We start from the raw sequence: 17,236 nt of genomic DNA, 5'->3' as shown, positions 1-17,236 counted from the left end.
TCCCATGAAAAAATTAGGTTTTTTATCCCTGCTTTTGCTAGCAGTCTGCACTCTCTTTGCCTGCTCCGGTCAGAAGAAGGCGTCCAGTGACTCGTCCAAGCTCAAGGTTGTTGCGACCAACTCAATTATCGCTGATATTACCAAAAATATAGCTGGCGATAAGATTGACCTGCACAGCATCGTACCAGTCGGCAAAGATCCCCACGAATACGAGCCCCTGCCTGAAGATGTCAAAAAGACTTCTCAAGCAGATCTCATCTTCTACAACGGTATCAACCTGGAAACTGGCGGCAATGCTTGGTTCACCAAGTTGGTCAAAAATGCCAATAAGGAAGAAAACAAGGACTACTATGCTGTCAGTGATGGCGTTGACATCATTTACCTTGAAGGGCAAAGTGAAAAGGGCAAAGAAGACCCTCATGCTTGGCTCAACTTGGAAAATGGTATTATCTATGCGCAAAATATCGCCAAGCGTTTGATTGAAAAAGACCCTGACAATAAGGCCACTTACGAGAAAAATCTCAAAGCCTATGTGGAAAAGCTAACCGCTTTGGATAAAGAAGCCAAGGAGAAATTCAACAATATCCCAGAAGAAAAGAAAATGATTGTGACCAGTGAAGGCTGCTTCAAGTACTTCTCTAAGGCCTACAATGTGCCATCAGCCTATATCTGGGAAATCAACACCGAAGAAGAAGGAACTCCAGACCAAATCAAAAGCTTGGTTGAAAAACTACGCAAGACCAAAGTCCCATCTCTCTTTGTCGAATCAAGTGTGGACGACCGTCCGATGAAAACTGTTTCTAAAGACACCAACATCCCAATCCACGCTAAAATCTTCACAGACTCAATCGCTGATCAAGGCGAAGAAGGCGACAGCTACTACAGCATGATGAAATACAATCTAGATAAAATTTCTGAAGGATTGGCCAAATAACGATAAAAGGTTAGGAAGACAAAATCCTAACCTCTTTATTTTTTTATAATGAGTTCTAAATAGTGACACCCTCAAATTTCCGGTCAAATTATTCGAAAAAAATCACTATTCGCTGTACAATGAAGCTATCAAATATGAATGGAGACTCCTTATGACAACTTTTCTCGGAAATCCTGTAACCTTTACTGGAAAGCAACTGCAAGTCGGCGACACCGCACACGATTTTAGCCTGACAGCAACTGACCTTTCAAAGAAAACTCTGGCTGATTTTGCTGGCAAAAAGAAAGTCCTGAGCATCATCCCATCTATCGATACTGGTGTCTGCTCGACTCAGACTCGTCGTTTTAACCAAGAACTCTCTGACTTGGACAATACCGTTGTTATCACGGTTTCAGTTGACTTGCCTTTTGCTCAAGGCAAGTGGTGTGCGGCTGAAGGCATTGAGAATGCTGTCATGCTCTCTGACTACTTTGACCATTCTTTCGGCCGTGACTATGCTGTCCTCATCAATGAATGGCACCTTTTGGCTCGTGCGGTTCTTGTCTTGGACGAAAACAACACTGTGACCTACGCTGAATATGTCGACAATATCAATACCGAGCCTGACTATGATGCAGCGATTGCAGCAGTTAAGAGTTTATAAGAGATAAAAATACGGACCTGCTAGTCCGTATTTTTTTGTGCGAAAAACTTCTGCCAAAACTGACGAAACCAAACCCAGGAACGCAAGAGGATGGATGGCCGATTCAGCAATTTCTTGAACCGAGCAATCTCTGCCTTTACCTGTTTCTGAGCACTCCGCCCCTTTCGAGCATAAGGGCTCTTAGCCGAACGATAGCCCAGCGGACCACGATTATTCTGAGGTGACTTGAACTTACGACCGCCATTTTCAATGGCAAGCCTTCGAAAGCGAGGATCCCAGACTGCAGGCGTTTTGACATCATAGCGAGTATGAGAAGCCTGATTAACCGGCCGATTGCGCTCACCATAGTTAAAGCTGGCTCCATTCACAATACCATTTTGGCTAGCCCCCTCTGGAGCGATAATATTGAGAAAACGGCCTGTCTGATCCAGGATAAACTCTGTATGAAAATCAATCAGGATTTTTATATTGGCCTGACTTGCTTGACCATCCGGATAAATAGCTTGACTAGACATCTTATCAATATAGGCTTTATTATGCAAGCGAGAGGATTCTTGAAAGTTATAAGGCAGCGCTGGAAAAGCCTTTAGATAGGAGGCCAAGGCTTCTGCATCTGTCATACCAATCTGACGGTAGTGATCTCTGACCCACTGGGCCTGCTGGCAGGAAATGACATAGCGAAACTGATGTAGCTGCCTTTTGAGCTTTTGATTGCCATCCCTTTGGCTGAAATCATCTGCCGGGAAAGCCTGTCGTAAGGTGCTTGAAAAAATCTTCCAAAAGCGATCATGCGGTGTTAGGTCTGGAGCAATTCGAGCCAGTAAAAGATCTGTCTCTGCCTTTTCTCCGCTCAGCTCCTCAGGCATATTAACAAGATTCATAGCCAAAACCAGCAGCTCCTGAGCTCCTAACCTGCTGATTTGAGTCTCCTCAGCCTGCCAGAGCTTTTGAAAAAAAGGACTGCCAAAAAGCTGAGCCCCCTGCAGGTAATCTCCTTCTTCTGACACTGTTTTTCCTTGCCCGTTATTTAACCCTGCAAAAACTTGTTCTAGCGCTGTCTGAGACCAACCGATTGATTGCAATTGTTGAAAGAGCTGCTCTTTCCCTTCTTTCGGATACATGGCTCCCCTCCTTTCTTGTAGCTATAATAGTTCAAAACTGTCTAGATTATAATAAAAAACCTAATGTACATAGAACAATTAGATTTTATCACAAACTCACATGATAACAAAGAACAAAATATGAATCCTTGGAGTGCTAACAATAAAGATGTTCTTAACAAATCACTCGATAAATAAAGAGAAGACCAAACCGGTCCTCTCTCAGTATGAGTTTTGTTTAAATGAGCTGTTCCAACTTTTCACGATTGGACAATTCATCTAGAATTCGATTTTATCAATAAATGCTCTTAAACTTTACGGCGTTTTGCAAAAGCCAGTCCCAGCGTAGAGAGCAATCCCAGACCTGCAAGTGCTAGAGAAGATTCAGCAGAACCTGTTTTTGGAAGAGCTGCCGGAGCCTGATAGGTCTGAACTGGTTTCTTTCCCTTCTTCACTCCCGTTGTAGTGACTTTCAGAACCTTTCGCTCATTCTTAGAAACGAGGTTGGTTGGGTCGCCTGTCTCAAGGGCTGCAAGAGCTGCTTTCAAAGCTTCAAGTTTTGCATTTTCGACTCTATACGTTTCTTCCTTACTTGCCAAGTTTGCTTTAGCATCATTGAGAGCCGCTTCTGCTTCTTTTAGAAGAGCAGGGGCGTTTTGCAAGCGAGTAACATAGTCTTTAGCAGCTTGAACAGCGCGTTGAGCCTCTTCCAGAGCTATAGCCGCAGCAGTTGCCTTTTCTTGAGCGGTCGCTGTAGCTACTTTCAATTCAGCAAGCTTGGCATTAGCTCCCTCAGCTGTTTTTTGCGCACTTGCTTGGGCTGCTTCTTTTTCTTTCAAGCTTGCTTGAGCTTTAGCTAAAACTGCAAGCTTAGCCTTGGTTTCTTCAGAAGCCGAATTCTTGCTATTTTCGAGTTCAGCTTGGTAAGTACGTTCCGCCTTGGCCAACTTGTCCTTAGCAGTTTTCACAACCTCACGCAGTAATGGGGCTGTCTCCTGCTTGTTCTGAGCATTTGTCAACGTACGTTGAGCAGCGTCCAACTTAGCTTGTGAAGCCGCCAAATCTTTACGAGCAGCGTCTGCCTCTTGATTATTGGCATTTGGATTAATCAAAGCTGGCGTAATTTTAGAAGGGTCCTTAATATCGTTGTCGGTATTTGGGAAAAGAAGGAAGTTAATTCGGTTAATAATGCCGTTGTTGCTAAAGTTAACAGCGACATATGCACCTTTTTTCTGACTTTCAAGATGCCCAACTACTTTTTGAGCATAGATAGTTCCTCTAGTTCTATATGCAATGTTATCTCCCAAATCAAATAATTGGAATTTAATATCATCGTAAATTGTCTTTTTCAAGTAGTCAACAGATACATTCTCTTGGCTAGCAAGGATAGGATAGGGGCCTAGTTCATTAGTACTTGCTACTCTATGCCCAAACTGATCAAGTCCAAATTTAGAAACTACATCTTTAGGAATAGCTACATGCATCGTTATAGGTTCTTTGGATTGATATTTATATTTTTCTTCACGAGCCGCTTTGCTTAGAGCTGTTGCATAGTCAATACTGTTTTGCGTCAATGTGACTGGCACTGTACCTGCTTGCTTACGGATTTGATTAATCAAATCTTGTGCATAATAGTTCAATTCCATCAGAACATCATTTGGAATAGCATTGATGTTAACCATTCGTTGCGCATCTTTTTGACTACCAATATAATTGTTGCTCGATTTTAGGGTAGCTGCTTCTTTAGCAAGTGTTTCTTGTGCCTCAGATGTTAACTTTGCTGTTCCGTTGATATTGTTACTTTTAATTGCATTTATATAAGCTTGCGATAGGGTAAAAGTATTGTGAACCTGATCTTGTGACGAACGTTTCGCTTCTTTCTCTTTGATTTCTGCTTGAGCTGCTTTAATGTCTGCTTGGGCTTGATCAATCGATGCTTGGCGTTTGGCATCTTCCGCTTCAGCTGTCTTCAACTGATCTTGATAAGAATCCAGGTTCTTTTGTGCCTTGTCAAGCTCCTCCTTTGCCTTCGTTACCTTTTCACTTACTAGTTTGCTATCCACAGCTTTTTGGGCTGCATTCACAGCATCCTGAGCAGCTTGAGTCTCGGTTTGTGCCTTAGCTGCTTGAGCTTGAGTTTCCTGAGCTACAGCTGCCTGTGTGTTTTCTGCTTTTTTAGCTGTATCAAGAGCTGCTTGGGCTTGCGTGGCTGCGTTTTCCGCTGGAGCAACTTTCTTCTCAGCTTCTGTCACAGCTGCTTGGGCTTCCGCAATTTTTTGTGCACTTGTTTCAGCATTATCTTTCTTAGCTGTTTCAACCTTAGTCTCAGCTGCTGTAACCTGTTCTTTGGCTTGGTCAACAGACGCTTTCGCTTGATTGACCTGCTCCGTTTGCTGTTTAAGAGCTTCTGGGCTTGCAGATAGAGCCTTATCTTGGTTTGCAGATGCATTTGCATCCACTGGAGTTGTATCTGCAGCTACAGTGTGAGCAATGCCAGTACTAGCAAGAACTGCTACACCTAGAATGACATGTTTTTGGATTTTTTTCATGGTTTTCCTCCTGATATGTTAATAGTATAATGAGAAAAGCTTTGTTTGTCAAACTATTTACATGTTTTTTTGAGAACTTTTCTCGCAAATATGTCCAAAAATAGAATCTCATCTCCATCGCTTCCAAAAAACCTGTGTCTCTAGCTATAATTGTATAATGAATTTGACTCTTACTAATCTTGCCAATGATAAAGTCCTAACTGATTACAAACATACTAGTCATAGAATGCAGAAAACCGCCCGTCAAGCAACGAGCGGTCTTCTTATTCACGAATTTCTTATCCTTTGATGGCAATGAAGGGAGAGCCCTCAGTATTATCCGTCGGATCTACACTCTTGACTCCAAAGAGATAGTCTACTGGATACCAGCCATTATTAGCTGCATTATAAGGGTCACGGACATAGGTTTTTCCATTGTCATAGCCTTTGAGAACCAGCTCATGAGTTACTGGATAATGGGCAAAGATACTAGTACCAACGGCACCTAGGACATGATGCCCCTGCGAAAGCGCTTCTTTGACTGCAGAAGCTGTAAACAGGGTCTCAGTCGTCAGATCCCAGTGCTGGGCAGCTCGGACAATACCACGGCTGCTGGTGCCAAATCCATCTTTATTAAATTCATTGGTATGGTTATATAGGTAATCCGCAACAGTTGTCGGAAGCACTTCTGTCCCAGTAATCCCAGAAATAACCATGGCTAGCGTTGTCGGCACGCATCCTGTCGCATCCATGCTGTAAGGACCATACTTCCTGCCACCCCAGCGACCATCGCGCTGTGAGTAGTACGGAGTATTGTAAACTGCTTTGGAGACCTGGGTCGTAGTAGCATCAACAGCGATGAGCTGACCATTGTCCTGCTTATAGTAAAGATGAATCTTGTACTCGCCAGTAGAAAGCTTATGGTCGCTAGCTCGGACTGTAATCTTATAGGTGCCATTCGCCTGCTTTTGAGCTAAATACCACTTGACATCATCCTGATCCTTATCTGTAGACCAAGTTGGCAGATAGACTGCTTGAATTCCACCTGGATTGGAGACATTTGTCACAACTACATCAAAAGTTCCTGTTCGAGCATTATTGTTTTGGATATTGATTTTTCCAGTCGCACGGATATTTTCAGGTGCTACAGAAACCATCAGCTTCTCGCCACCTGCACCTTGCATCTGGCCATCCTCGTTTAGATAGTAAAGATGAACCTTGTACTCACCTACTGAAAACTTATGATCCTGAGCTCGGACATGTTTTTTATAGGTGCCGTCAGCTTGGCGCTCAGCCGTATACCATTGTACATCGTCTTGGTCATCCTTGCTGGACCAAGTCGGTAGGTAGACCGCCTTCAGACCATCCGGGGCGACAATATCGGACACGACTATATCAAATTCGCCTGTCTGCGGATTGTTGTTCTGAATGGTGATCTTGCCCTGTGGTTGCGCGCGAGTAACCACCGTCTTTGTTGAGCCTGCACCCTGAAGCTGGCCTGAATCATTCACAAAATAGAGATGAACATTATACTCACCAAGGGAGTTCTTGTGGTTGCGGTAGCTGACATGCTTGAAATAGGTTCCATCGGCTCGTCTTTCGGCTGTGTACCATTGCACGTCGTCTTGGTCGTTAGCGGTGGACCAAGTTGGAAGACTAACAGACTTCAGGCCATCTGGGGCAACAATATCAGAAACGACAATATCAAATTCACCTGTCTGCGGATTGTTGTTCTGAATGGTAATCTTGCCTTGTGGTTGCGCGCGGTCAACCACCGTCTTAGCCGAACCTGCTCCCTTCAGCTGACCTGCATCATTCACAAAATAGAGGTGAACATTATACTCACCCAGAGAGTTCTTGTGGTTGCGGTAGCTGACATGTTTGAAATAGGTCCCATCAGCTCGTCTTTCAGCGGTGTACCACTGCACGTCGTCTTGGTCGTTAGCAGCTGACCAAGTTGGCAAGTAAACGGCTTTTAGACCATCCGGTGCGACAATATCGGACACGACTATATCAAATTCACCTGTCTGCGGATTATTGTTCTGAATGGTGATTTTTCCCTGTGGCTGCGCGCGAGTAACTACCGTCTTAGCCGAACCTGCTCCCTGCAGCTGACCTGCATCATTCACAAAATAGAGGTGAACATTATACTCGCCCAGAGAGTTCTTATGGTTGCGGTAGCTGACGTGTTTGAAATAGGTCCCATCGGCGCGTCTTTCAGCAGTATACCACTGCACATCGTCTTGGTCATTAGCGGTGGACCAGGTTGGAAGACTAACAGACTTCAGACCGTCTGGGGCGACAATATCCGACACAACAATGTCAAATTCACCTGTCTGTGGATTATTGTTCTGAATGGTGATTTTGCCCTGTGGCTGAGAGCGAGTAACCACCGTCTTAGCCGAACCTGCACCCTGCAGCTGGCCTGCCTCATTCACAAAATAGAGGTGAACATTATACTCACCCAGAGAGTTCTTATGATTGCGGTAGCTGACATGTTTGAAATAGGTCCCATCAGCACGTCTTTCGGCTGTATACCACTGCACATCGTCTTGGTCGTTGGCAACTGACCAAGTCGGCAAGTAAACGGACTTCAGACCATCCGGGGCGACAATATCGGATACGACAATATCAAATTCACCTGTCTGCGGATTGTTGTTCTGAATGATAATCTTGCCTTGTGGCTTTTTGACTTCTGCTGCTGCCAATGGACGCTCTGTAGCAGAAACTGCTTGCGCTAGCTGATTAGAAGCATCACTTTTTTCTGAGTTCTCAGCCACAGCAGGTTGATTTTCTGTCGAAGCTACAGTATCACTTTTCGGCTGGGCATTTTCTACAGGAACTGAAGAAGTAGACTGAGTACTGGTATCGGAAGACGTAGGTACCTGACTAGCGTCAGGAGTTGCAGCCTCCGGTGCTGGTGCAGCCTTATCCATGCTTGACAGACTGGTTTCTGTCACAGTCGGAGTTGCAGCTGTGCTAGCTTGGTCCTCCACAGCCTGGCTGACAGCGACACTATCAGCTGGCTGACTAGGCGCCAGCTGATCTGCCTGCACTGCTCCACCTCCAAGAAAGGCCAGACCAGTCGCAATCGCTACTGAGACTGCTCCTAGACTGCATTTGCGAATGCCAAAACGAGTAAACTTCTCTGCTCGAGACGCCATCATTTGTCTTTTTTTCATAATAGGATTCTCCTTTTGCAAAAAGGTAAAAAGCAAGCCAATTTTCTGCAAACCAGCTAAAGAATTTTTACTTTTTATTTTTTAATTCGTACGCTTTGATTATATAATAATCGTAAAACGATTACAAGCGAATGAAGAAAATCTAAACATCAAAGAAAGGCTTAGACACTGTATTCTTACAGCGATTTTTGTTATACTAATAATAGAAAGTTCAGCGAGGATGCAAGATGACCCCAAATAAAGAAGACTATCTCAAGTGTATCTATGAGATTGGCAGCCGCCACAAAAAAATCACCAATAAAGAAATCGCCCAACTCATGCAGGTTTCACCTCCGGCTGTGACGGAAATGATGAAAAAAATGCTGGCGGAAGAACTTCTGGTCAAGGATAAAAGAGCCGGCTACCTGCTGACTGATTTGGGGCTAAGGCTAGTTTCTGACCTCTACCGCAAGCACCGGCTGATTGAAGTCTTTCTGGTCAATCATCTCGGCTACTCGACTGATGAAATCCATGAGGAAGCCGAAGTCCTAGAGCACACTGTTTCTGAGCGCTTCGTTGAGCGTCTGGATGCCATGCTCCAGTACCCCAAAACCTGTCCACACGGAGGTACCATTCCAGCCAAGGGAGAGCTTCTGGACGAAGAAAACCAACTGACTCTGGAAGAGGCTTCTGCCCCTGGCGACTATATCATCAAACGGGTGCATGACGACTTTGACTTACTCAAATACTTGGAAAAATACAACCTGCAAATCGGCCAAACCATCACCTTCATCCAATACGATTCTTTCGCTCAGGTCTATCTTCTCAAGACAGAAACCCAAGAAATCCAAATCAATCCTATGATAGCCCAGCAGATTTATGTAGAAAAACTATAGACAGAACCCAGTTAGGACTTTTTAGTCTAAACTGGGTTTTTATTGACAAAAATAAGATGTCAGATTATAATAAGTGTACTTACAAAAATATCTAGAGGGAAAGCTAATGGAAAAATCGCAGTTTAACTCTATCTACAAGGATGAATACAAAAAATCAACCGGTCTGCTCTTTATCCGTACCTATCACAAGTGGCATGGGCTGATAAAAAACAAACTGAAAACGATTGATTTGACCCATCCCCAGTTTGTCGTTCTGACCACTCTTGCTGCACTCCTACGTCAGCAAGAATGGGTGAGTCAGACCGATATTGCCCGATTTTCTGACATGGATGTTATGACCGTATCCCAAATCATCCGCCTCTTGGTCAAGAAAGGTTTGATCATGCGGGAAGTCCATCCCAAGGACAGCCGCGCCAACATCATACTTCTAACGGATACGGGGCTGCAAAAGGTCAACCAAGCCCTCCCTCTAGTAGAAGGCATTGATCAGGCATTCTTTGGAAAATTAGGAAATAAAACAGAAATATTAAACCAACTCTTAATAAAACTGGAGGCAGAAAATGACTAGATTTTGGATTGGTGTCGTATCAAAAGAACATGTACTAAGAGGGGTAGAAGGTGGATTTTGTCAAGTCTGCCATGGAAAGAAAGCACCATTGAACCGAATGAAAAAGGGGGACTATCTTCTGTACTACAGCCCCAAGTATCAGCTGAATGGTCAGGAAAAGCTACAGGCCTTTACAGCAGTTGGCAAGATTCTAGATGACACTGCCTACCAAGTAGAGATGTTTGAAGGCTTTGTCCCATTTCGGCGAGATGTCAGCTACTACCAGCCGGTCAAAGACTGCCCCATTGACCAAGTCCGACAGCATCCTCAGTGGCGCCAATATGCTTCTCAGATAAGATACGGACATTTTGAAGTTTCGAAAGACTTCTTCCTTTATGTTTTTGAGCAAATGAAACTAGACAGCCCTGCAAATCAGTAGAAGCAGCTTCGTTTGACTTACACCTAAACCTTTGCTCACCTGTCATAAAATCTAAAGTTCCGATTCTCAAGGGAAATCGGAACTTTTGATTTGAAGTGAAATTATCGATTTATCAAATCAGCATAAATGCCGATAAACTACCCGTAATCACATTTGCTAAAGCATGTATAATCCAGCTAGCTACAATAGAACCATCAGATTTCTTTTCATTGACAAAGCCCATATAGGCCGCGATGCCACCCGTACACAAAATGATGAGCAGGGTTTGCTGCCAAGAGAGCACTGTTATAAACATTAAGCCATGGAGCAGACCAAAAAGAGCAGCTTGTATGGTGTTGGCTACCACAAAGGATAAGCGGCTAGCCAATCTCTTTAAAAGAAAACCTCTGAATAGCAGTTCTTCTGGCAGAGCAGTTTGAAACAGACTATAGATTAGAATAGCTGGCAAGGCTTGGAAGCCGAGGCCTGAAAAGTTTGAAGTCGCTGTCTTAAGACCTTTTACAGTAGTATATAGTAGCAAAAACGAAAGAAGTAAGAAAAATAGTGAACCTAGCAAAATCCATAGCCAGATCTTCCGGCTGCCAGTTTCTTTTAGCGGTTTTAAGCCAAGCCATTCTAAAAATGGACTTTTTCTTCTAGCACTTATCAACCACCAAACAAAAGGAAGAAAAGCAAACAAAGCAATTTGAATCAGAGCATTCAGCATCTGTTGAACTAGATTTTCCATGATAAGAGACTCCTTTCTTTTCTTTAATATGATTATACAAGACAAACTTCAAGAATTTATAAAGTAATTCTAAAATATTTCTAAAGAATAAAAGAAATCATAAACATAAACAAATCAAGGATTATCGCCACTTCAACTTGCTTACTATGCTTCTCATTTTTGGACTAAATGATGCCAAAAACTCTTTAAAGATCTATCTCAAAAATCTAATAAAAGTTGCAGATAAAAATAAGGCGATGAGTTTACAAAATAGAAAATTGACAATGCGTTAAAGAAAGAAAAAAGTCCTAAAATTTTATCACACAAAGTCAAATTTTCAGCCTATCTATCCTAGATCATTTTCTTTTTAGTCAAATACTTCCAGCTCCTGCTCATCCACTTCCTACCCCTCGGGGTTTCAATTTTACAGGCTTGGCACCATGCCAAAAGCTGTTTTTTCCTTCTTGCCAACCCGCTTACATTTTGCTACAATGATGTCAAAAATCAGTAAGGAAAAATTATGCCACAACAACTTTTTAAAGAATTTGCCCAGCTAGATCAAGCGGAAGCTATTGTTCTCGGTGGCTCTCGTGCTGGACAGCATTTTGACAAAGACTCAGACTATGATGTTTATATCTACTTAACAGATTCTATTGCTCCCCTGACTCGACGCGATATCCTCAGCAAGTACTGCTCCTACATGGAAATCGGCAATCAGTTTTGGGAACTAGAGGATGACTGTGTGCTGAAGAGCAAGATCGAAATTGAGCTCATTTACCGTACACTGGATAGCTTTGATAAAGACCTGCAGACTATAGTCCTAGACCACCAAGCTCAGAATGCCTATACCACCTGTATGTGGCACAATCTGCTCCACAGCAAAATCATCTACGACCGAAATGGTCGCTATGAAGCACTTCAAAACAAGTACAGACGACCTTATCCAGCTGAACTGAAAAAGAATATTATCAAGAAGCAGCTCCTCTTACTCAATCAAGCCATGCCAGCTTTCTCCAAACAAATAGAAAAAGCGCTCAAGCGTCAGGACTTGCTCAGTATCAATCACCGTAGCAGTGAATTTTTTGCTTCCTATTTTGACTTGCTCTTCGCCCTAAACAAACAGACTCACCCTGGAGAAAAGAGAATGCTGGAGTTTGCAAAAACCAACTGCCCGCTATTACCTCAGCATTTCGAAGAAAATATACAGACCTATTTTCAAAAGCTCTACACAGAGCCCGCTGAAGCCATAAACCTTATCAATCAGCTAGTGACGACCATCAAAGAAGCCATTCCTCAAGAAATGATTGATGGTTTTTAGAAATGTTGTAGGAAATTATACATTCATTGCTACAGAAGCAAAAAAAATTAGGAGTTTGAACACTAGTGTTCAAACTCCTTTTCATACTTCTTCTCAGCGATTCTTCGTATCCAAGATAATGGTCACTGGACCATCATTGATTAGCTCTATCTGCATGTCTGCGCCAAAAACACCCGTCTGAGTAGGCACCTCCTGCTGCAAGGCAAGATTGAAGGCATCATAAAAATTGCTAGCCATCTCTGGCGGAGCAGCCTTAACAAAGGCTGGCCGATTACCCTTTTTGGTATCTGCATGCAGAGTGAACTGGGAAATGGACAAAATCTCTCCGGCAATGTCCTTGATAGACAGGTTCATCTTGCCCTCAGCATCGGAAAAAATCCGCATATTGACAATCTTCCTGACTGCATAATCCATATCCTCCTGACTATCGTCAGGCCCTACGCCTACTAAGAGCAGGAGACCTTGCCCAATGCTACTGCGCAGCTGTTGGTCAATGCTGACCTGAGCACGTTTCACGCGCTGAATCACTATTTTCATATCTTTTCCTTTGATTTAACGGTAATTTACAGCTCAATAATGATTTCCGAAATAGATCAACCATTAGTCCGCTTGACCGAGTAGACCTCTGGCACGCTCTTGATCTTATCCACCACTGTCGTCAGCATGGACAGATTAGCAATGCCAAAAGAAACGTGGATATTAGCAAATTTCATATCCTTGGTCGGCTGAGCATTTACCGTTGAAATATTTTTAGTGGTATTAGACAGAACCTGCAACACATCGTTGAGGAGGCCAGAGCGGTTGAGACCGTAAATATCAATGTGAGCCGTGTACTCTTTGGTTGTGTTGTTGTCTTCCCATTCCACATCAATCAGCCGCTGCTCGTAATTTTCCTGGGCCTTGAGATTCATGCAGTCCTGCCGGTGAATGGCTACACCTCGTCCTTTGGTAATATAGCCGACAATATCATCACCCGGTACAGGATTACAGCATTTGKCAATCCGGATGAGGAGACCAGACGCACCCTGAATAACCACACCGCCTTCGTGCTTAACCTTGAGGGTGTCTTTTTTGTTTTCAACCTTGACTTCGCCACCCTTGACCAATTCCTCCGCTTCTGCTCTGGCCTTGGCCCGTTCTTCCTCACGGCGCTCTTTTTCTGTCAAACGGTTGAAAATACTAATGGCACCAATCTCACCGAAGCCAATCGCTGCAAAAAGTGCCTCTTCAGTCTTATAACTGGTCTTCTGCAGCACTTCTTCCATGTGCTTCTTGTCCATGTACTTATTGGCTACATAGCCATGCTCCTGAAATTGAGCCTGCAAGAGCTCCCGCCCTTTGGAGATAGATAGCTCCTTGTCTTGATTTTTAAAGAATTGACGGATTTTATTTCTGGCCTTGCTGGTCTTGACAATATTAAGCCAGTCGCGGCTCGGTCCGAAGGAGTTAGCATTGGTGATAATTTCCACCTGATCCCCTGTCCTAAGCTTGGTTGTCAGGGGCACCATGCGGCCATTGACCTTGGCTCCTGTGGCTTTCTCACCGACCTTGGTATGAATCTCATAGGCAAAGTCAATGGGTCCCGAGTCCTTAGGCAGAGAGCGCACTGCTCCATCCGGTGTGAAGACGTAGATTTCCTCAGCCAGATAGCTCTCCTTGACCGAATCAACGAAGTCCTTGGCATCATTGGATTGATCTTGAAGCTCCATCAGCTCCTTGATCCAGTTCATCCCGATGGCTGATTCTTTGCTGTCTACCTGACCCTTGACACCTTTCTTGTAAGCCCAGTGGGCTGCAACCCCATACTCAGCGACTTCATGCATTTCCTTGGTCCGAATCTGAAACTCAATCGGACCTTTGGGTCCATAAACGGTCGTATGGATAGACTGATAACCATTGGCCTTGCGGTTGGCAATGTAATCCTTGAACCGCCCCGGCATAGGCCGCCAAAGCTCATGAATATAGCCCAGCATTGCATAAACATCACTTTGAGTATCCAAGATACAGCGAATAGCGATCAGATCATAAATCTCATCAAAACGCTTCTTCTTGTCCTGCATCTTGCGATAGATCGAGTAGATATGCTTGGGCCGGCCATAAATCTTACCCTGCAGATTGCGCTCGCCAGCATAGGTCTCAATTTTTTGAACTACCTCTTCTACCAGAGCTTCACGCTCCCGACGCTTCTCCTTCATCATGTGGGAAATTTTGTAAAATTCCACTTCATTGAGATAACGGAAAGACAAATCTTCCAGCTCCCACTTGACGCTGGAAATCCCCAGGCGATGAGCCAAAGGTGCGTAAATTTCCATTGTTTCTCGGGAAATCCGCTCCTGCTTATCCTTGCGCAGATGCTTGAGCGTCCGCATATTGTGGAGACGGTCTGCCAGTTTGACCAAAATAACCCGAATATCCTCCGACATGGCCATCAGCATCTTACGGTGATTTTCTGCCAGCTGCTCCTCGTGGGATTTGTACTTGACCTTACCCAGCTTGGTAACCCCATCTACGATCACGCGTACATCCGTCCCAAACTCTCTTTCCAAATCATCCAGCGTCGCACGCGTATCCTCGACCACATCATGAAGAAAGCCGCAGGCAACCGTTACTGCGTCCAGCTTGAGCGTAGCCAAAATCCCTGCCACCTGAATAGGATGCACAATATAAGGCTCACCTGACCTCCGAAACTGCCCACTGTGACAGTCAATCGCATAGATCAAAGCTTTCTGTATAAAGGCCACATCCTCCGCAGCCAGATATTTTCTAGTAAGGGCCAATACCTGATCGCCCGTCAAATTCACTTCTTTTGGCATCTCGTCTCTCCAATTCCTGCCTACTATTTTATCACTTTTAACCCGATATGAAAACCTAGAAGACGGTCCATATAAAAACCCGCCTTAGATGGGCGGGAGTTATCCGATATGAGGTTGGTAAAAACAAAGCCTTACTTATTATCCTGCAATTCCTGAATGCCACTTCTCTTTTGCTGGGCACTTTCTTTGACTTGATTAGAAAATTGACCGATCAAAACTTGATTTAAGCCACCTATAATCTGACCCACAGACCGATCCCAGTCTGTCGCAATAGTAGAGACGTTTTTTTTGACATCATCTCTTTCCTTCTGAACTTCCGCCAATGCTGTCTTACCTAATGTCTTAATCGTCCCTAAAGCCAAAGTTTTAAGGTAAGCGTCTATATCAAGTTTAGCAGCTATTTTACTTTTCCCCATAGATATCTCTCCTTATATGAGCTAATTCTTCATCATATTTATCTGACTTTTTACGAAATCGTTTATCCAAAAGTGAACATTCCTCTTCAACCCCTTCGCGCTCTCTACGGTATTCTATCTCAAGATTATCTTGTGCTTGAAAAACTTTATCATAAAATTCATGGATAAGCTGAGCGCCTTCTGTAGAACGTCTCAAGCAAGCAACTGTATAATCTTCCATATCTTGTATTTGCTGCCTTGCAGAATGATAGAGGTCATCCGTTTCAGCCATCACTTCTTCGAAATTTCGCTTCTCATCTAAATATTTATCATACTCTGCATTATAGCGTTCTTGAGTACTCCTGAGCCGTTCATAAAGCTTATCCTTCTTATTCTCTATATGTTGCCCCATCTTTTGTACTCCCTTGCAAGCCCCTCATCCTTTTTCACTAATTCTTGAATTCCATTAAGAAGTTTAGAACTTAGTCCATCAAATTCTTCTTTAGTCTTGACGGCTTTGTTCCGCATATCTTTCAGCTCAGTTATGATGATAGTTTCAACGGTATCCTTTGTAGCTCCTACTTGAGCAAGAGCATCTATCACCTCTGCTTCACTTAACAGTCTAGAGACATTCGGCATCGCCTGAGCTTGAGCTAACAGAGCATCCCACCTTCCACTGACTTTAGATACACCATAATCACAAAAAGCCATAATTGCTTCAGTCGAAATAGCTGCCAAGTTTTGCAAACTGGATGCAAAAGTCGTAGCCTGCTCACTATCTAGGTAAATCATTTCAGTTCTAGTATAACCAGCAGCAACCATTTTCTGATAGCGTTCACTCAATGCTTTTTTCTTAATATCAAGCTGCTCCATAGCTTGCTTGGCGCGGGCAAGGCGGTAATCCTGAAGATCTGACTCTCTCACATTTAAATGACCTGAGTCATATTCATAACCACCCCACATATGTTGTTGAATCCAGTTATCTTTTCCCTTACTGTTGATTTTTACAAGTGTCCCAACAACTCCCTCGCTCCCCGTTTCTGGATACTGCATAGCAATGAAGTCTTTCGGATCAACATAGTTAAAAATTTTGTACTTGATTTTATCAACTTGCTTCCTCTGTTTATCAGTTAAGACCGGATAAGTATTCGGCCCCTCATATAGATAGGCTCCATCAATGCGCTGCAGGTAGCTGTCTTCTAGACTTGCCAAAGCGACCTGGCCATCCATTGACCCCAGAGAGTGAGCGTAGAGACTAACTCGAGCATTCGGATACTTATCCATCATTTCTTTAAGCCCCTCTGCTGCCAACTTTTGCTGTTTAGCTACTCCTTTATTAATACCAAGATATCTAGAACGCAAAATATTCGCTGCCATCTGAGTATCCGTGAATCCCCAGTCGTTTATCGAGCCATTCACCCCCTCAAAAGAAGAAAAATCAACTTCAGAGCCTTGAAATAATACTGTAATTTCTGTTACATCCTCAGGTTTAACATTTCCTCCCACCTTTTTATCTGTAATGACATAACCATCTAAACCAAACTTTTCTTCTTCCGCTCTTTTAAAAAAGCTCTGAACACTCTCCTTATCCTTTAAGGCATCTTTCATATCATTTCCAGTAGGGCCGCTAAAAATATCAGAAACATATCCAAACATCTTTCTCTGCTCACCATACTTTGCCTTGTCACCGATTTTATAACTAGTATATTCTTCCCAAGCAATTTCGTTCTTTTCTTTATCGCTATAAGTCATATAA

General features: G+C 43.5%; 15 protein-coding genes. 6 read left to right on the top strand and 9 right to left on the bottom strand.

Annotation, left to right across the window (positions count from 1 at the left end; all coding sequences use genetic code 11):
* Positions 1–4: 4 nt before the first annotated feature.
* On the top strand, positions 5–934 hold the full coding sequence (ssaB, locus tag K4I03_RS05890) for a metal ABC transporter substrate-binding lipoprotein/adhesin SsaB (protein WP_227964012.1): 930 nt from the start codon (positions 5–7) through the stop codon (positions 932–934).
* Positions 935–1,085: 151 nt separating this feature from the next.
* Entirely contained in the window at positions 1,086–1,577 is a 492-nt protein-coding gene (gene tpx, locus K4I03_RS05885; RefSeq protein WP_033179104.1) for a thiol peroxidase, read from the top strand.
* Positions 1,578–1,597: 20 nt separating this feature from the next.
* Here tpx and K4I03_RS05880 read toward each other — a convergent pair whose 3' ends face one another.
* From K4I03_RS05880 to K4I03_RS05870, 3 genes are all read right to left on the bottom strand, one after another.
* A complete protein-coding gene (locus tag K4I03_RS05880; RefSeq protein WP_227964011.1) occupies positions 1,598–2,698 on the bottom strand; it encodes a DUF3114 domain-containing protein in 1,101 nt (366 codons plus the stop codon).
* A gap of 287 nt (positions 2,699–2,985) precedes the next feature.
* The gene (locus K4I03_RS05875) at positions 2,986–5,226 is read right to left on the bottom strand and encodes an SEC10/PgrA surface exclusion domain-containing protein (RefSeq protein ID WP_227964010.1); all 2,241 of its coding nucleotides are present in this window, start codon (positions 5,224–5,226) and stop codon (positions 2,986–2,988) included.
* Between the two features lie 278 nt (positions 5,227–5,504).
* Complete coding sequence (locus tag K4I03_RS05870; protein ID WP_227964009.1) at positions 5,505–8,387, bottom strand: GBS Bsp-like repeat-containing protein; 2,883 nt, start codon at positions 8,385–8,387, stop codon at positions 5,505–5,507.
* Positions 8,388–8,614: 227 nt separating this feature from the next.
* Between K4I03_RS05870 and K4I03_RS05865 the strand changes: the two genes are divergently transcribed.
* The 3 genes from K4I03_RS05865 to K4I03_RS05855 all read left to right on the top strand — a co-directional run bounded on the left by K4I03_RS05865 (position 8,615) and on the right by K4I03_RS05855 (position 10,248).
* Positions 8,615–9,262: a metal-dependent transcriptional regulator gene (locus tag K4I03_RS05865; protein ID WP_227964008.1), complete on the top strand. Its 648-nt coding sequence runs from the start codon at positions 8,615–8,617 to the stop codon at positions 9,260–9,262.
* 106 nt (positions 9,263–9,368) lie between these two features.
* Complete coding sequence (locus K4I03_RS05860) at positions 9,369–9,830, top strand: MarR family winged helix-turn-helix transcriptional regulator (RefSeq protein ID WP_227964007.1); 462 nt, start codon at positions 9,369–9,371, stop codon at positions 9,828–9,830.
* A complete protein-coding gene (locus K4I03_RS05855; RefSeq protein WP_125410776.1) occupies positions 9,823–10,248 on the top strand; it encodes an EVE domain-containing protein in 426 nt (141 codons plus the stop codon). The genes K4I03_RS05860 and K4I03_RS05855 overlap by 8 nt, the downstream gene beginning before the upstream one ends.
* A gap of 112 nt (positions 10,249–10,360) precedes the next feature.
* Here the strand turns inward: K4I03_RS05855 and K4I03_RS05850 are convergent, their stop codons facing one another.
* A complete protein-coding gene (locus tag K4I03_RS05850) occupies positions 10,361–10,975 on the bottom strand; it encodes a CPBP family intramembrane glutamic endopeptidase (protein ID WP_227964006.1) in 615 nt (204 codons plus the stop codon).
* A gap of 499 nt (positions 10,976–11,474) precedes the next feature.
* On the opposite strand from K4I03_RS05850, the gene K4I03_RS05845 reads away from it, so the two are divergent.
* Positions 11,475–12,272: a DUF4037 domain-containing protein gene (locus K4I03_RS05845; RefSeq protein ID WP_227964005.1), complete on the top strand. Its 798-nt coding sequence runs from the start codon at positions 11,475–11,477 to the stop codon at positions 12,270–12,272.
* A 93-nt stretch (positions 12,273–12,365) separates the two neighbouring features.
* Here K4I03_RS05845 and dtd read toward each other — a convergent pair whose 3' ends face one another.
* The 5 genes from dtd to K4I03_RS05820 all read right to left on the bottom strand — a co-directional run bounded on the left by dtd (position 12,366) and on the right by K4I03_RS05820 (position 17,232).
* A complete protein-coding gene (gene dtd, locus K4I03_RS05840) occupies positions 12,366–12,809 on the bottom strand; it encodes a D-aminoacyl-tRNA deacylase (RefSeq protein ID WP_227964004.1) in 444 nt (147 codons plus the stop codon).
* A 56-nt stretch (positions 12,810–12,865) separates the two neighbouring features.
* The gene (locus K4I03_RS05835) at positions 12,866–15,085 is read right to left on the bottom strand and encodes a RelA/SpoT family protein (protein WP_227964003.1); all 2,220 of its coding nucleotides are present in this window, start codon (positions 15,083–15,085) and stop codon (positions 12,866–12,868) included.
* A gap of 131 nt (positions 15,086–15,216) precedes the next feature.
* A complete protein-coding gene (locus K4I03_RS05830; RefSeq protein WP_227964002.1) occupies positions 15,217–15,501 on the bottom strand; it encodes a hypothetical protein in 285 nt (94 codons plus the stop codon).
* Positions 15,488–15,892, bottom strand: a complete 405-nt coding sequence (locus K4I03_RS05825; protein WP_023916748.1) for a hypothetical protein — start codon at positions 15,890–15,892, stop codon at positions 15,488–15,490. Before K4I03_RS05825 ends, K4I03_RS05830 begins: the two co-directional genes overlap by 14 nt.
* Positions 15,877–17,232 carry an alpha/beta hydrolase family protein gene (locus tag K4I03_RS05820; protein ID WP_227964001.1) on the bottom strand — a complete coding sequence of 452 codons (1,356 nt, stop codon included), beginning with the start codon at positions 17,230–17,232 and terminating at the stop codon, positions 15,877–15,879. Before K4I03_RS05820 ends, K4I03_RS05825 begins: the two co-directional genes overlap by 16 nt.
* Positions 17,233–17,236: the final 4 nt, after the last annotated feature.

The sequence above is a fragment of the Streptococcus sanguinis genome (assembly GCF_020729725.1).
In the GTDB taxonomy this organism is placed as follows: domain Bacteria; phylum Bacillota; class Bacilli; order Lactobacillales; family Streptococcaceae; genus Streptococcus; species Streptococcus sanguinis_V.
Note: the sequence above shows the minus strand (reverse complement) of the source record. Positions and strands in the feature narration are given on the sequence as shown.

What these genes read in the sequence shown, in the direction of transcription:
- K4I03_RS05830 (WP_227964002.1), bottom strand. Translation starts at nt 15,501, where the DNA reads ATGGGGAAAAGTAAAATAGCTGCTAAACTTGATATAGACGCTTACCTT.
- K4I03_RS05825 (WP_023916748.1), bottom strand. Translation starts at nt 15,892, where the DNA reads ATGGGGCAACATATAGAGAATAAGAAGGATAAGCTTTATGAACGGCTC.
- K4I03_RS05880 (WP_227964011.1), bottom strand. Translation starts at nt 2,698, where the DNA reads ATGTATCCGAAAGAAGGGAAAGAGCAGCTCTTTCAACAATTGCAATCA.
- K4I03_RS05870 (WP_227964009.1), bottom strand. Translation starts at nt 8,387, where the DNA reads ATGAAAAAAAGACAAATGATGGCGTCTCGAGCAGAGAAGTTTACTCGT.
- tpx (WP_033179104.1), top strand. Translation starts at nt 1,086, where the DNA reads ATGACAACTTTTCTCGGAAATCCTGTAACCTTTACTGGAAAGCAACTG.
- K4I03_RS05845 (WP_227964005.1), top strand. Translation starts at nt 11,475, where the DNA reads ATGCCACAACAACTTTTTAAAGAATTTGCCCAGCTAGATCAAGCGGAA.
- K4I03_RS05850 (WP_227964006.1), bottom strand. Translation starts at nt 10,975, where the DNA reads ATGGAAAATCTAGTTCAACAGATGCTGAATGCTCTGATTCAAATTGCT.
- K4I03_RS05865 (WP_227964008.1), top strand. Translation starts at nt 8,615, where the DNA reads ATGACCCCAAATAAAGAAGACTATCTCAAGTGTATCTATGAGATTGGC.
- ssaB (WP_227964012.1), top strand. Translation starts at nt 5, where the DNA reads ATGAAAAAATTAGGTTTTTTATCCCTGCTTTTGCTAGCAGTCTGCACT.
- K4I03_RS05860 (WP_227964007.1), top strand. Translation starts at nt 9,369, where the DNA reads ATGGAAAAATCGCAGTTTAACTCTATCTACAAGGATGAATACAAAAAA.
- K4I03_RS05855 (WP_125410776.1), top strand. Translation starts at nt 9,823, where the DNA reads ATGACTAGATTTTGGATTGGTGTCGTATCAAAAGAACATGTACTAAGA.
- K4I03_RS05820 (WP_227964001.1), bottom strand. Translation starts at nt 17,232, where the DNA reads ATGACTTATAGCGATAAAGAAAAGAACGAAATTGCTTGGGAAGAATAT.
- dtd (WP_227964004.1), bottom strand. Translation starts at nt 12,809, where the DNA reads ATGAAAATAGTGATTCAGCGCGTGAAACGTGCTCAGGTCAGCATTGAC.
- K4I03_RS05875 (WP_227964010.1), bottom strand. Translation starts at nt 5,226, where the DNA reads ATGAAAAAAATCCAAAAACATGTCATTCTAGGTGTAGCAGTTCTTGCT.